The sequence below is a fragment of the Streptomyces sp. NPDC018947 genome (assembly GCF_044390505.1).
Taxonomy (GTDB): Bacteria; Actinomycetota; Actinomycetes; order Streptomycetales; family Streptomycetaceae; genus Streptomyces.
Genome location: NZ_JBIRZD010000001.1, coordinates 496,545 through 510,974 on the forward strand (window position 1 = coordinate 496,545; position 14,430 = coordinate 510,974).

13 protein-coding genes are annotated in these 14,430 nt (G+C 73.5%); 6 read left to right on the top strand and 7 right to left on the bottom strand.

Features of this window, described 5'->3' with window-relative positions; genetic code table 11:
• Window positions 1-32: 32 nt before the first annotated feature.
• The 3 genes from ACH499_RS02240 to ACH499_RS02250 form a co-directional block, all read right to left on the bottom strand.
• A complete protein-coding gene (locus tag ACH499_RS02240; protein ID WP_356197277.1) occupies window positions 33-1,085 on the bottom strand; it encodes an endonuclease/exonuclease/phosphatase family protein in 1,053 nt (350 codons plus the stop codon).
• 186 nt (window positions 1,086-1,271) lie between these two features.
• Entirely contained in the window at window positions 1,272-1,895 is a 624-nt protein-coding gene (locus tag ACH499_RS02245; protein WP_399013314.1) for a TetR/AcrR family transcriptional regulator, read from the bottom strand.
• Between the two features lie 50 nt (window positions 1,896-1,945).
• The gene (locus ACH499_RS02250) at window positions 1,946-3,541 is read right to left on the bottom strand and encodes an MFS transporter (RefSeq protein ID WP_356197274.1); all 1,596 of its coding nucleotides are present in this window, start codon (window positions 3,539-3,541) and stop codon (window positions 1,946-1,948) included.
• A gap of 202 nt (window positions 3,542-3,743) precedes the next feature.
• Between ACH499_RS02250 and panB the strand changes: the two genes are divergently transcribed.
• The 3 genes from panB (at window position 3,744) to ACH499_RS02265 (ending at window position 6,653) form a co-directional block, all read left to right on the top strand.
• Entirely contained in the window at window positions 3,744-4,619 is an 876-nt protein-coding gene (gene panB, locus ACH499_RS02255) for a 3-methyl-2-oxobutanoate hydroxymethyltransferase (protein WP_356197273.1), read from the top strand.
• A 196-nt stretch (window positions 4,620-4,815) separates the two neighbouring features.
• Window positions 4,816-5,844, top strand: a complete 1,029-nt coding sequence (locus tag ACH499_RS02260; RefSeq protein ID WP_356197270.1) for an ATP-binding cassette domain-containing protein — start codon at window positions 4,816-4,818, stop codon at window positions 5,842-5,844.
• Window positions 5,841-6,653 carry an ABC transporter permease gene (locus ACH499_RS02265; protein ID WP_356197268.1) on the top strand — a complete coding sequence of 271 codons (813 nt, stop codon included), beginning with the start codon at window positions 5,841-5,843 and terminating at the stop codon, window positions 6,651-6,653. The genes ACH499_RS02260 and ACH499_RS02265 overlap by 4 nt, the downstream gene beginning before the upstream one ends.
• Window positions 6,654-6,662: 9 nt before the next feature.
• On the opposite strand, the gene ACH499_RS02270 is transcribed toward ACH499_RS02265, so the two are convergent.
• Complete coding sequence (locus ACH499_RS02270; RefSeq protein WP_399013317.1) at window positions 6,663-10,103, bottom strand: AfsR/SARP family transcriptional regulator; 3,441 nt, start codon at window positions 10,101-10,103, stop codon at window positions 6,663-6,665.
• A 154-nt stretch (window positions 10,104-10,257) separates the two neighbouring features.
• Here ACH499_RS02270 and ACH499_RS02275 point away from each other — a divergent pair, with 154 nt between their 5' ends.
• Window positions 10,258-11,055, top strand: a complete 798-nt coding sequence (locus ACH499_RS02275; RefSeq protein WP_399013319.1) for a site-2 protease family protein — start codon at window positions 10,258-10,260, stop codon at window positions 11,053-11,055.
• On the opposite strand, the gene ACH499_RS02280 is transcribed toward ACH499_RS02275, so the two are convergent.
• Both ACH499_RS02280 and npdG read right to left on the bottom strand, forming a co-directional pair.
• Window positions 11,045-11,230, bottom strand: coding sequence for a hypothetical protein (locus ACH499_RS02280; protein ID WP_356197260.1), 186 nt, complete (start codon window positions 11,228-11,230; stop codon window positions 11,045-11,047). The genes ACH499_RS02275 and ACH499_RS02280 overlap by 11 nt on opposite strands.
• 91 nt (window positions 11,231-11,321) lie before the next feature.
• Window positions 11,322-12,029, bottom strand: a complete 708-nt coding sequence (gene npdG / locus ACH499_RS02285; protein WP_356197257.1) for an NADPH-dependent F420 reductase — start codon at window positions 12,027-12,029, stop codon at window positions 11,322-11,324.
• A 130-nt stretch (window positions 12,030-12,159) separates the two neighbouring features.
• Here npdG and ACH499_RS02290 point away from each other — a divergent pair, with 130 nt between their 5' ends.
• The gene (locus ACH499_RS02290; protein WP_365591687.1) at window positions 12,160-12,774 is read left to right on the top strand and encodes a hypothetical protein; all 615 of its coding nucleotides are present in this window, start codon (window positions 12,160-12,162) and stop codon (window positions 12,772-12,774) included.
• 113 nt (window positions 12,775-12,887) lie between these two features.
• Window positions 12,888-14,189, top strand: coding sequence for an MFS transporter (locus ACH499_RS02295; protein WP_356197252.1), 1,302 nt, complete (start codon window positions 12,888-12,890; stop codon window positions 14,187-14,189).
• Here the strand turns inward: ACH499_RS02295 and ACH499_RS02300 are convergent, their stop codons facing one another.
• Window positions 14,190-14,420 (bottom strand): hypothetical protein, encoded by a 231-nt coding sequence (locus tag ACH499_RS02300; RefSeq protein ID WP_356197251.1) that lies wholly within the window; start codon window positions 14,418-14,420, stop codon window positions 14,190-14,192.
• Window positions 14,421-14,430: the final 10 nt, after the last annotated feature.

A 14,430-nucleotide genomic window follows, 5' to 3' on the forward strand; every position in this document is an offset into this window, starting at 1 on the left:
GACTCTCAGGGCGAGTATTCCGGCGGCGAATCTCAGGAAGCCGTTGTGTCGACCTTCACACGCGCGGCGATGGGCAGATGGTCGCTGCCGGTCTCGGGGAGGGTCCAGCTCGTCTCCGGTTCGACGCCCGTGACGAGGATCTGGTCGATGCGGGCCATCGGGAAGGACGCCGGCCAGCTGAAGCCGAAGCCGTCGCCCGCGGCGCCCTGCGTGGAGCGCATCTGGGAGGTGATCGCGGTGAGGGCGCGGTCGTTCATGGTGCCGTTGAGGTCACCGAGCAGGATCTTGCGCGGCAGCCTCTCGTCGGCGATGGCCTCGCCGAGGGCGTCGGCGCTCTTGTCGCGCTGCCGGGCGGTGAACCCGGCCTCCAGCTTCACCCGGACGGACGGCAGGTGGGCGACGTAGACGGCGACCGGGCCGGACGGGGTGGCCACGGTGGCGCGCATCGCGCGCTTCCAGCCCAGTCGGATGTCGACGGCCTTCACGTCGTTCATCGGGTACTTGCTCCACAGCCCGACGGTGCCGACGACCGCGTGATGCGGGTACGTCCTCTCCAGCGCCTTCTCGTACGTGGGCACCGCGGACGCCTTCAGTTCCTCCAGGGCCAGTACGTCCGCGCCGGCGGCGGCCACCGCGCGGGCGGTGCCGGCCGGGTCGGCGTTGTCGGCGTTGACGTTGTGCGTGGCCACCGTAAGGTCGCCGCCGGAGCCGGTCTTGTCGAAGAGCAGGCCCCCGAAGAGGTTCAGCCACACGCTCACCGGCAGCACGAGCGCGATCAGCGCCGTCGCCGACTTGCGGACGAGGGCGATCACCAGCAGCACCGGGAGCATCAGGCCGAACCACGGCAGGAAGGTTTCGGTGAGGCTGCCGAGGTTGCCGACGGCGTTCGGGATGTGCGAGTGCGCGGCCATGACGACGGCGAGCAGCACGGCCACCGCCGCCGTGACCAGTCCCCGGCGCCAGATCCGCCGGTCGCCGCGCCAGCCGGCGGTCACCCGGTCCAGCAGGCGCCGAAGCCGGTGTGCCCGGCGCTCGGGCCCCGAGCCGCCGCTGTCCGTCTCCGCCATGTACGCCTGCTGCGCCATACCGCCGCCTCACTGCCTGCCGTGCACACCGTCGCCCCCCGTGCCTCAGCACCCTAGGGGATGATCGGTTCCGTTCCCGCCGTCCCATGACGGCCGTACGGGCACAGGGACGTCCGGGGCGGCGTCGGGAGTTCCGGTCACGGGTGGGGCGGGGGGTGTCTGTGACACAACGCGCACATTCGGGCGCTACGTTCCCGCCGGACGGAGGGGGCGCAGCCCGCCGAGCAGGGTGTCGACGATCTGGACCGCGAGGTCCTCGGGGAGTTCGGCCTCCGGGCGCAGCATCGCGCGGACCAGCATGGGGCCGACGACGATGTCGTTGAGCAGCTCCAGGTCGACGTCGTCGCGCAGTTCGCCGTTCTCGCGGCCGCGGCGCAGGATCTCGATGCCGAGTCTGCGCCGCGGGACGACGACGGTGTTGTGGTAGGCCGCCCAGATCTTGGGGCTGGACTTCATCTGGGCGTACACGCTGTGCAGGATCGCCGACCGGATGGCCAGACCGCGCCGGCGCAGCGACTCCAGGACGACGATCAGGTCGTCGCGCATCGAGGTGCCCGGCAGTTCGGGATCGTCCGGCTCCACGGCGCGCACGACGTCGACGAACAGCTCCTCCTTGCCCCTCCAGCGCCGGTAGATGGTGGCCTTGCCGACCCCGGCGGTGCGCGCGATGCGCTCGACGGAGAGTTCGGCGAGCGGAACTCCCTGTTCCAGGAGGTTCATCACGCCCTCGATGATGGCGCGCTCGGCGGCTTCGCTGCGGGGGCGTCCCCTCGGGGTGCCCTCGCTCGGCGAGCTGCTGTCGAGGCTCACGTGCCGGTCCTTTCGCTGGGCGGGGGTCGATTCTCCCCCGGTGCGGCGGGCTACTCCAAGGTGACCGCCGGCGCGGGCTCTTCGTGTTCCGCCGCCCCGGGCTGCGGCGTCCGGCCGGGCAGGAACAGGGCCACGACGACCGTGCCGATCACGGCGACGCCCGCTCCCCACAGGGCGGTGACGTGCATGGCGTGCAGGAAGGCGTCGTGGGCGGGCCCGATCAGGGCCTTGCCCTCGGGGCCGAGCCTCGCGGCGACGCCGAGGGTGGCCTCGATGGACTCGCCGGCGGTGTGCCGCAGATCCGCCGGGACGCGGCCGAGGTCGCCCTCGACGGAGGTGCGGTACGCGGTGGACAGCACGGAGCCGAGGACGGCGATGCCGAGGGCGCCGCCGACCTGGCGGAAGGTGTTGCTGAGCGCGGAGGCGGAGCCGGCCTTCTCGCGGGGCAGGGCCTGCATGATGACGACGCTGGTCGGCGTCATGATGTGGGCCATGCCGGTGCCCATGAGGAAGAAGTAGACCTCCAGGAGCCAGACCGGCGTGTCCGCGTCCAGGGTGGCGAAGGCGGCGAGCATCGCGGCGACGAGCAGCATCCCGGCGGTGGTCGTGGCGCGGTTGCCGAACCGGTCGACGAGGAGGCGCGCCCGGGGGGCGAAAACGAGCTGCGCGACGGCGAGCGGCAGCATCAGCAGACCGGTCTGCAGCGGCGAGTAGCCGAGGACGCTCTGGGTGTAGAAGACGGAGAAGAACGTCACGCCCATCAGCGCGAAGAAGACCAGGGCGATGGCGGCGATGGCGGCCGAGAAGACCTTGTTCCGGAAATAGGTGACGTCGATGGACGGGTGGTCGCTGCGCTTCTCGTGGACGACGAAGACGACGAGGACGGCGAGGCCCGCGCCGATGGTGGCCAGCACGGTCGCGTCCGTGAAGTCGGCGAGCTGGCCGCCCTTGATGATGCCGTAGACGAGCAGGACGAGGCCGACCACGGACAGGACGACGCCGGCGGGGTCGACGCGGCCCGGGGCCGGGTCGCGGGAGTCGGGAACCAGCCACAGCATCAGGGCGACGGCGAGGACGACGATCGGCACGTTGACGAGGAAGACCGAGCCCCACCAGAAGTGGTCCAGGAGCACCCCGCCGGTGATCGGGCCGATGGCGATGGCAAGGCCCACGCCGCCGGCCCAGATGCCGATGGCCTTGGGCTGCTCGTCGCGCTCGAAGACGTTCATGAGGACGGCGAGGGTGGCGGGCATGACGAAGGCCGCGCCGAGGCCCATCACGGCCCGGAAGCCGATGAGTTCGCCGGGCGAGCCGGAGAAGGCGGCCAGCGCGGAGCCGATGCCGAACACGGCGAGGCCGCCGAGCAGGACCTTCTTGCGGCCGAGCCGGTCGCCGAGCAGGCCGGCGGTGAACAGCAGGCCGGCGAAGACCAGGGTGTAGGCGTTGATCGCCCACTCCAGCTCGCCCTGGGTGGCGCCCAGGCCGGTAGGCGCGGGGGTGGAGATGGTCTTGATGGCGACGTTCAGGATCGAGTTGTCGAGCACCACGATCAGCAGGCTCAGCATGAGCACGCCGAGAATGGCCCAGCGGCGCCGGTGCACTTCGTCCGGTATCCGCCGGGAGGCCGGGGTGGCGGGAGTTGTCATACGGCCGACCCTAGAAGGGCTTCGATACGAGACCGTACCGTTTCGTATTTCTCTTACCGGGCTCTTACGCCAGTGGCCGGAAATCGTCGTGTGCGGCGCGTGGCGGGGTCCCCCTAGCCGTCCGGCGGGGAGGGGTGCCACCATGGGAGGGATCCGGGGACGCCGTTAGGGCGCCTCGAGATGACATGAAGGAGCCGTTGCCATGACGCAGCTTTCGGCTGCCCAGACGCCTCAGGCCAAGCCCGCCGACGGCGGCAGGGCGCTGTACGGGGGCAAGAGCACCCGCCGCATCACCGTCCGCGACATCGCCGCCGCCAAGGAGCGCGGCGAGAAGTGGCCCATGCTCACCGCCTACGACGCGATGACCGCGTCCGTCTTCGACGAGGCCGGCATCCCGGTCATGCTCGTCGGCGACTCCGCGGGCAACTGCCACCTCGGCTACGAGACCACCGTGCCCGTCACGCTGGACGAGATGACCATGCTCTCGGCCGCGGTCGTCCGGGGCACCGGCCGCGCCCTGATCGTGGCCGACCTGCCCTTCGGTTCCTACCAGGAGGGCCCGGTGCAGGCGCTGCGCTCGGCGACCCGGCTGGTCAAGGAGGCCGGGGTGGGCGCGGTCAAGCTGGAGGGCGGCGAGCGCTCGCACCGGCAGATCGAGCTGCTGGTGGAGTCCGGCATCCCGGTGATGGCCCACATCGGGCTCACCCCGCAGTCCGTCAACGCCATGGGCTACCGCGTGCAGGGCCGCGGCGAGGAGGCGGCCCAGCAACTGCTGCGCGACGCCAAGGCCGTGCAGGACGCGGGTGCCTTCGCGGTCGTCCTGGAGCTGGTGCCGGCCGAGCTGGCCGCCGAGGTCACGCGCAGCCTGCACATCCCGACCGTCGGCATCGGCGCCGGTCCGGAGACCGACGCCCAGGTGCTGGTGTGGACCGACATGCTCGGGCTGACCGGCGGACGGGTGCCGAAGTTCGTGAAGAAGTACGCCGACCTGCGCCAGGTCATGGGCGACGCGGCGAAGGCGTTCGCCGAGGACGTCGTCGGCGGGACGTTCCCCCAGGAGGAGCACTCCGTCCACTGAGCCATCGCGGTGCACCCGCGACCCCGCCGATCTTCCCCCGTCGGCGGGGTCGCGCCTTTTCCGCGCCTTTCCCACGCCCTTTTCCGGGGCCCTGCCGGGGCGTCCGTCGGCGGGATGTCGGTGAGGTGTCGGCGCCGTGAGGGCCTGTCGGCGCACTGTCGGTGGTTTGTCGGCGGGCTCCGGCACCGTCGTGGTCATGACGCGAATCGACACACACCCCGGGGCCGCCGGCAGCGCGGTCACCGTGCGGGGACTGGTCAAGCACTACGGCGAGACCAAGGCGCTGGACGGCGTCGACCTGGATGTGCGTGAGGGCACCGTGATGGGCGTCCTCGGGCCGAACGGCGCCGGCAAGACCACCCTCGTGCGCGTCCTGTCGACCCTCATCACCCCCGACTCCGGACAGGCGTACGTCGCCGGCTACGACGTCGTGCGCCAGCCCCGGCAACTGCGGCGCGCGATCGGGCTCACCGGGCAGTACGCCTCCGTGGACGAGAAGCTCCCCGGCTGGGAGAACCTCTACCTGATCGGCCGGCTGCTCGACCTCTCCCGCCGCGACGCCCGCGCGCGGGCCGACGAACTGCTGGAGCGGTTCTCGCTCACCGAGGCCGCCAGGCGGCCCGCGGCCACCTACTCGGGCGGCATGAGGCGCCGCCTCGACCTGGCCGCGTCCATGATCGGCCGTCCGGCCGTGCTCTACCTGGACGAGCCCACCACGGGCCTCGACCCGCGCACCCGCAACGAGGTGTGGGACGAGGTCGAGCGCATGGTCGGCGACGGCGTCACCGTGCTGCTCACCACCCAGTACATGGAGGAGGCCGAGCAGCTCGCCTCCGAGCTGACCGTCGTCGACCGAGGCAAGGTCATCGCGCACGGCGGCATCGAGGAGCTGAAGGCGAGGGTCGGCGGGCGCACCCTGCGCGTCCGCCCGGTCGACCCTCTGCACCTGCGCCCGCTCGCCGCCTTCCTGGACGAGATGGGGATCACCGGACTCGCCAGTGCCGCCGTGGACAGCCAGCGCGGTGACGTCCTGGTGCCGATCCTCAGCGACGAGCAGTTGACGGCCGTGGTCGGCGCGGTCACCGCGCGCGGCATCACCATCGCCTCCATCGGCACCGAACTCCCCAGCCTGGACGAGGTCTTCCTGTCCCTCACCGGCCACCGCGCCGGTGCCCCCCAGGACGCCGCGCCCGCCACCGACGCACGCCAGGAGGTCGCCGTATGAGCGCCGCCACCCATCCCCCGGTCTCCGACGCCCGCATCTCGGTGCGCGGTCATCTGCGGCACACCAGCGCGCTGCTCCGCCGCAACCTGCTGTGGATCCGCCAGGACCCGGAGTCGATGTTCGACGCCATCCTGTTCCCGGTCGTCTTCACGCTGCTGTTCGTGTACGTCTTCGGCGGCTCCATCGGGCAGTCGCTGGGCGGCGGTCAGGAGGCGTACGTGCAGTACGTCGTGCCCGGCCTGATGGCCATGATGGGCATGAACATGGCCCAGGGCGTGGGCACCGGCTTCAACCAGGACTTCAACTCCGGTGTCATGGACCGCTTCCGGTCCCTGCCGATCGGGCGCGGCTCGGTGCTGTTCGCCAAGATCGCGGTGGAGCTGATGCGGATGCTGTTCGCCACGGTCGTGCTGCTGGTCGTCGGCGTCCTCGTCGGCTTCGACATCACCGACTGGGGCGGTCTGCTGGCCGCGGTGGGCCTGTCGGTGATGTTCGGCTCCGCCCTGATGTGGATCTTCCTGACGCTGGGCGTGACGATGAAGAACGCGCAGTCCGTGCAGGCGATGGGCTTCCTGGTGCTGATGCCGCTCCAGTTCGGCTCGTCCATCTTCGCCCCGACCGGGTCCATGCCCAACTGGCTGCGGGCGTTCACCGACCTCAACCCGCTGTCCAGCCTCGCCGACGCGGCGCGCGGCCTCATGGTGGGCGGACCCGTCGCGCACGACCTGTGGATGACGGTGGCCTGGTCGGCGGGGATCACCGCGGTGATGGCACCGGTCGCCATCCACAAGTTCCGTACGAAGAGCTGAGCCGCGTGCTCAGATCAGGGCGGCGGCCTCCCGCGGGGAGAGGCCGCCGCCCTCGGCGTACGCGGCGTCGTAGGCGTCGGGGGTCAGGGCGGCGCGGGTCCACTCGACGGCACACTCCCGCGCGGCCCGCTCCATCACGTTCTCGACGTGCTCGGCCGGCAGCGCCGCGGCGGCGGCGCCCAGGCAGCGGGCGGCGTCCTCGGCCCGGTGCCCGCCGTCGACGCGGGACAGCGGCAGCGCGGCGATCACCAGACAGCCCGCACGCGTGTACGGCGCGATCGTCGCCGCCAGCGGGTGGTCGGCCTGGGACAGCGCTTGCCGGACCCGGTCCAGCGCGCTGTCGTACCGCTCCTCCAGCGCGTCGATCCACGCCTCCGCGCCCAGGATGAAGGCATCGAAGACGACGAACCGGGCGATGCTGAAGTCTTCGCGCAGCCGCTCCAGTTGCTCGCGTGCCTGGGCCGTGCGGCCGGACGCGCCGAGCCGGCCCGCGAGGAACAGCCGGGCGGCGGGCATGGCGCCGTTGTGCACGGCGCCGGCGGAGCGCTCGATGACCTCGTGCAGCAGCCGCTCGCCCTGCTCGTACTCCCCGATCTCCAGCAGGACGCCGCCGCGGCGGGCGTCGAGGACGTCCACCTGGGCGGGCGCGCCGAGCCTCTCGGCGTACCGGGCGGCGGCCTCGTAGTCGGGGGCGGCGCCCGCGAAGTCGCCCTTGCGCTCCCTGGCCTCGGCCCGGGCGGAGAGCGCCTCGGCGATGCCCCAGGTGTCGCCGAGGCGCCGGTAGATCTCCAGTGACTCGTCGGCGTCGCGGGCCGCGTCGCCGGCCCAGCCGACGCGGTTGGCGAGGAGGTTGGCGCGCATCTGGAGGGCGCCGGCCAGTTCCCACTCCAGGGACGGGTTCTCCCGGCAGGTGGCCACGGAGGCGTCCAGGATCCGGCGCAGCCGGTCGAGGTCGCCGGTGAGCAGCACGGCGTAGAACCAGATCAGGCCGGGGCTGCGGCAGGTCTGGGGCAGGCCCGGTTCGTAGGTGCGCGCGATGGCCTCGAGTTTGCGCTTGGCCTCGGGGCTCTGCCAGGCGTCCAGTTCGGTGTCCATGCAGGCGAGGTGGGCGAGGTGCACTCCCCGCCGGGCCTCCCGGAGGACCTCGCCGGTCATGGGCGGCGGGTGCTCGGTGCACCGCTGCCACACGGGCTCGGCGGGCCGGACCGGGTCGGTGAACGGGTCCGGGCCGAGGGACATGACCTCGCGGCACCAGGTGCGGGCCTCGATCCGCAGGTCGCGGACCTGCCAGTACCAGACCAGCGACAGGGCCAGGCAGAGCCCTTCCTGCTCGTCGCGTTCGGCGACGGCGTGCCGCAGGGCGGTGCGGATGTTCTCGTACTCCCGCTCCATGCGTGCCACGGCGGCGAGCTGGCCGTGTCCGCGCAGCAACGGGTCTGTGGTGCGGGCGAGTTCGCGGTAGTGGGTGAGGTGGGCGCGTTCGGCGGCGGCGCGTGCGCCGGTCTCGTCCAGCCGTTCGGCCGCGTACTCGGCGACGGTCTCCAGCAGTCGGTAGCGCATCTCGCCGTCGCCGGCGGGGGCGGCCACGACGAGGGACTTGTCGACCAGTGAGCCGAGGGCCTGGAGGGCGGCGGGCCCGCACACGGCCTCGGCGGCGTCCAGGTCGCAGCCGCCCGCGAACACCGACAGGCGCCGCAGCACCTCCCGTTCGTCCTCGTCGAGCAGGTCCCAGGACCAGTCGACGACCGCGCGCAGCGTCTGCTGGCGGGGCAGGACGGTGCGGCTGCCGGAGGTGAGCAGGCGGAAGCGGTCGTCCAGGCGTTCGGCGATCTGGCGGGCCGTGAGCATGCGCAGGCGGGCCGCGGCCAGTTCGATGGCGAGCGGCAGCCCGTCGAGGCGGCGGCAGATCTCGGCGCACGCCGCGGCGGTCTCGTCGTCGGCGTCGGTCCGGAAGCCGGGGCGGGCGGCGGCGCCCCGGTCGGCGAGGAGTTGCAGCGCGGCCGGTTCGGGCAGCGGCTCGACGGGGCGGAGCAGTTCGCCGGGGACGCCGAGGGGCTCCCGGCTGGTGGCGAGGACGGTCAGGTGCGGGCAGCGCGCGAGGAGTTCCTCGGTGAGCAGGGCGGCGGCGTCGACCAGGTGCTCGCAGTTGTCGAGGACGATCAGCATGCGGCGCCGGCCGCAGTGCTCGACCAGGCGGTCGACGGCGGTGCCCGGGCGCTCGGTGACGGCCCGCATCTCCTCGGCGCCCGCTCCGTACAGCACGGTCTCGCGGGCGCCGAGGGCGGTCAGCACGGCCTCGGGCACCGCGGCCGGGTCGTCCACGGGAGCCAGCTCGACCAGCCAGGCACCGTCGCGGGCCACGTCCCCGGCGCCCTCGGCGGCCTCCTGCGACAACCGCGTCTTGCCGGACCCGCCCGGCCCGAGCAGGGTGACGAGCCGGGTACCGGCCAGATCGGCGCGCAGCGTACGGATGTCGGCGTCCCGCCCGACGAAGGAGGTGAGCCGCGCCCGGAGGTTGCCCCGGGGCCGGTGCGGGGCCCCTCCGGGGACAGACGCCACGGGGTGCCCGGCGTCCGACGGGTACGGCTCCGGCGCGTGCCCGTCCCGGTACGGCTCAGGCACGGCAGGGCCGCCCGGCCGGGTGTCGTGCGGGGCCGGCGCCGGGCGGGACGGGGAGCGGCCGTGCGGAGGACGTACGGGGGTCCGCTGTGCCGTGGCCGGTTCCGGGTGGAGGAGCCGGGTGTGCAGGGCGCGCAGTTCGGGACCCGGGTCGGTGCCGAGGCGGTCGGCGAGGAGGCGGCGCACCTCGTCGTAGGCGGCCAGCGCCTCGGCGGTGCGGCCGGTGTCGCGCAGGGCGCGCAGGCGCAGCGCCTGGAGGGGCTCGTCCAGGGGGTGGCCGTCGCACAGGGCGGTCAGCTCGGGCAGGGACCGCTCGGCGTCGCCGAGGTCGAGGGCGGCGGTGTGCCGGGCGCGCAGGACGTCCAGGTGCCGGGTCTCCCAGCGGGCCGCCTCGGCGGTGCGGTCGGGCAGGTCGGCGAGGACGGGTCCGTGCCACAGGGCGAGCGCGTCGTCGAGGAGTTCGGCGGCCTTGGCCGGGTCCCCCTCGGCGAGGGCGCGGGTGCCCTCGCCGGCGAGCCGGTCGAAGCGGTGCAGGTCGACCTGGTCCGGGGCGGCGGCGAGCCGGTAGCCGCCGTCGGCGGAGGCGACCGCGCCCGCGCCGAGCGCCCGGCGCAGCCGTCCGACCAGCGCCTGCAGCGCACCCGGGGCGTCGGCGGGAGGGTCGGCGCCCCACACCTCCTCCACCAGCAGCCCCGCGGGCACGGCGCGGCCGGGCCTGAGGGCGAGCACGGTCAGGAGGGCGCGCAGCCGCGCCCCGCCGACCGGGACGGCGGTGCCGTCGGGGCGGAGTACCTGCGTGGTGCCGAGGATGCGATAGCGCACGGACCCCATTGTCCCCGCTGCCGTCGACGCCGGTCGCGGGGTTCGTCCGGCGTGGTGCGGTGCCCCCGGGCCTCGCAGAACACGCGCCGCGCCGGGTACGGTCGGCAGTCCCCGTGATCCCCCGCGGGCCGGCCGCGCGTACGCACGTCAGTCAGGGAGCCGAATGACCGCCGCCACCACCCGCCCCGGCGACCGCCGGATCAGTCCCGTCTTCCTCGGGATCCTGGCCGTCATGGCGGTCACGGGGTGGGCCACCTGGACCGGGTTCGCCGAGCAGCCGGGCGTGGCCGTGTTCCTGTTCGTGACGGCCGCGTGGGTCGTCTCCCTGTGCCTGCACGAGTACGCGCACGCCCGTACGGCGCTGCACGGCGGGGACATCTCGGTCGGCGCCAAGGGCTACCTCACCCTGAACCCGCTGAAGTACACGCACGCGCTGCTGAGCGTCGTGCTGCCCGTGCTGTTCGTGATCATGGGCGGGATCGGTCTGCCCGGCGGCGCCGTGTTCATCGAGCGGGGGCGGATCCGGGGCCGCCTGCGGCACAGTCTGATCTCGGCCGCCGGCCCGCTGACGAACGTGCTGTTCGCCGTGGTGTGCACGGCGCCGTTCTGGCTGGGCGCGCTGGACGGCGTGCCGCGCGACTTCCGGCTCGCGCTGGCGTTCCTCGCGCTGCTCCAGGTGACGGCCGCGATCCTGAACTTCCTGCCGGTGCCGGGCCTGGACGGCTACGGCGTGATCGAGCCGTGGCTGTCGCACCGTGTGCGGCGCCAGGTGGAGCCGTTCGCGCAGTTCGGGCTGCTGTTCGTGTTCGCGCTGCTGTGGCTGCCGGCGGTCAACGGCGTGTTCTTCGACGCGGTCGACGCGATCCTGCGCGGGCTCGGGATCGGCGACGTCGACGCGTACTGCGGGTTCGAGCTGTACCGGTTCTGGCAGACCGACCCGTACTGCTCGGTCAGTTCGTGACCGGTCCGCGCGGGGTGCGGCCGCGCTTGAGGTAGTACCAGCACATGTTGGACGACACACCCGTCAGCAGCACCCAGACGACGCCGATGACGACGCTGCCCTGCACGAAGGAGACGACGGCGGCGACCACGGCGAGCACGCAGACGATCAGGGCGTAGACGGCGAGGCGGGGCATGGGCGGAGCTCCTGTCGGGGGACACGTGCGGGTACTGCGTCTGGTGCCGGCGCGCGCGGGCCCGCCGGCACCCCCAGTGTCCCCCATCGCCTCACACGTCGGTGACGCGGAGCCCGGCGTGTGCCTTGTAGCGGCGGTTGACGGAGATCAGGTTGGCGACGAGCGACTCGACCTGGTGGGCGTTGCGCAGCCGGCCGGCGAAGACGCCGCGCATCCCGGCGATGCGGCCGGCGAGGGCCTGAACGGTCTCCACGTCGGCGCGCTCCTCGCCGAGGACCATCACGTCGGTGTCGATCTCGTCGATCTCCGGGTCCTGGAGCAGGACCGCCGACAGGTGGTGGAAGGCGGCGGTGACGCGGCTGCCGGGCAGCAGGGCGGCGGCCTGCTCGGCGGCGCTGCCCTCCTCGGGCTTGAGCGCGTAGGCGCCCTTCTTGTCGAAGCCGAGGGGGTTGACGCAGTCGACGACGAGCTTGCCGGTCAGCTCCTCGCGCAGGGACTCGAGCGTCTTGGCGTGTCCCTCCCACGGCACGGCGACGATGACGATGTCGCTGCGGCGGGCGGTCTCGGCGTTGTCGGCGCCCTCGATGCCGTGTCCCAGTTCCTCGGCGGCGGCGCGGGCGCGCTCGGCGGCGCGGGAGCCGACGATCACCTTCTGGCCGGCCTTGGCGAGGCGGTAGGCGAGGCCCTTGCCCTGGGGGCCGGTCCCGCCGAGCACGCCGACGACGAGTCCGGAGACGTCGGGCAGGTCCCAGGGGTCCTTGGCGGGGGCCTTCTGTGCGGCACTGTCGGTAGAGGTCATGGGCCGACCCTACGTCCGCCGCGGCCGGGTCGCCGATCAGGGTGCCGCCCGCCGCGACGCCGTCCCCGGCTCGGGGGAATTCGGGGCGAACTGCGGTGCGGGCGGGCGGGGTTGCGGCAGGATGCGGCGCATGGACGCCGTACGGGTCGCGCTGCTGCGGGACGTGCTCGCCGGGACCGAGTGGCTGGGGGCCACGCGGCGCTTCGCGGGGGCGCTGCGGGGATCGGTGGTGCCGCACGGGGGCGGGCTGCTGCTGGTGGGTACGGCGGAGTACGAGCCGTGGCATCTGGCGGCGCACCTGGTGGACGAGGCCGCCTGGTCGGGTACGCCGGAGCTGGCGCCGACCCTGGTGCGGCACGGCGCGCGGCCGTCGGACCCGGCGCATCTGGCGGTGGGACTGGGCCGGCTGGCGGCGGCGCGGCGCGGGGAGACGCTGCTGGTGGTGACGCCGGACGAGCCGGGGGCCGGGCTGCTGGAACGGGTGCACGACGCGCGGCGGGCCGGGGCGACGGTGCTGTCGCTGGGCGCCGGCGCGGCACCGGGCGAGCGGGAGCTGACGGCGATGGCGCACGAGGTGCTGACCGTGCCGGACGGGGCGGAGCTGGATCTGGACACCGTGCAGCATCTGGTGAGCGCGGCGGCCGGGGAGAACGCGGTGCCGGCGCCGCGCAACCGGCGCCGCTTCCGTGACCGGCTGTCGCGGCTGGCCGATCAGTTGACGGCCGCTCCGCCGCCGCGTTGGTGAGGCTGCCGTGGAGGTTGCCGGGTCCTGTGCGCGGTGGCCCGGCGTCGCGGGGTGCCTCCCCCAGCGGGAAAATCGGTTGCCCCCGGTCTCCTGCCTGCCGAGCATGGCCCCTCGTGACCGTAGACTCCCCCGCCCCTTCCGGGCTGCGTGCGTTGTTGCCCGATCTGGCCCCCTGGCGGGCCTCCGCCGAGTTCCGGCGGCTGTGGGTCGCGGGACTGATCACCAACTTCGGCAGCTTCCTGACGCTGGTCGCCCTGCCCGTCCAGATCAAGGATCTGACGGACTCCGCGGCGGCCGTCGGCGCGATCGGCGCCGTGGAGCTGGTACCGCTGGTGGTCTTCGGGCTGTACGGCGGCGCGCTCGCCGACGCCCTGGACAAGCGGAAGCTGATCCTGTGGACGGAGGCCGGACAGGGCCTGCTGTGCGCGGCACTGCTGGCCAACGCCCTGCTGCCGAGCCCCGCCGTGTGGCCGCTGTACGTCGTCGCGGCCCTCTCCTCGGCGCTCGGCGCGGTCCAGCGGCCCGCGCTGGACTCGCTGCTGCCCCGGATCGTGGCGCACGAGCACCTGCCGGCCGCCGCGGCGCTGAACGCGCTGCGCTGGCAGGTGGGCGGGATCGCCGGCCCCGCGCTGGCCGGTGTCGTGGTGGCGTTCGCCGGGCTGGGCTGGGCGTACGCGGTGGACCTCGTGACCTTCGCCCTGTCGGTCGTCCTGGTCGCCGGCATCGCCGCGTCCCCCGCCGCGCACGAGGCGGCGAAGCCGTCCTGGGCGGCGATCGCGGAGGGCGCCCGGTACGCGTGGAACCGCAAGGAGCTGCTGGGCACGTACGTGATCGACCTCGCGGCGATGTTCCTGGCGATGCCCCTCGCGCTGCTGCCGTTCCTGGCGGACGAGCTGGACGCCGAGTGGTCGCTCGGCCTGATGTACGCGGCGATCCCGGCCGGTTCGCTGCTGGTCGGCCTGAGCAGCGGCTGGACCTCGCGGGTGCACCGGCACGGGCGGATGGTGGTGCTGGCCGCCGTCGGCTGGGGCGTGGCGATAGCCGCCGCGGGCGTCGCCGGGAACGTGTGGCTGGTGCTGCTGTGCCTGGCGCTCGGCGGCGCCTGCGACATGGTCAGCGGCATCTTCCGCGCGGCGATGTGGAACCAGACGATCCCGGACGAGCTGCGCGGCCGGCTCGCCGGGATCGAGCTGCTGTCGTACTCGGTGGGCCCGCAGCTCGGTCAGGTCCGGGCGGGCGGCACGGCCGCGCTCATCGGGGTGCGGGCGTCGGTGTGGTCGGGCGGGCTGCTGTGCGCGGGCGCGGTGGCGCTGCTGGCTCTGTGCCTGCCGACGATGATGACGTACGACGCGCGGACGAACGAGCACGCGGTGCGGCTGCGCGCCTCGCGCGCGGCCGCGGCGCCGGGTGCCTGATCAGTCCTCGTCCGCGCGTGCGGCCGGGGCGTCGTGCCACTTGGGGTCGTTCTCCCACTCCAGGTTGCGTTCGCGCGCCGTCTGCATCGCGTGCTCGGCCTCCGTCCGCGAGGCGTACGGCCCGAACCGGTCCTTGGCCGGGCACTCCGGGCCTTCCTCGACCTTCTTGTGCTCCAGGCAGTAGTACCACTCGCCCGGCTTTCCGACCGTGCGCTTCTTGAACAGGGCCATGACCAGCTCC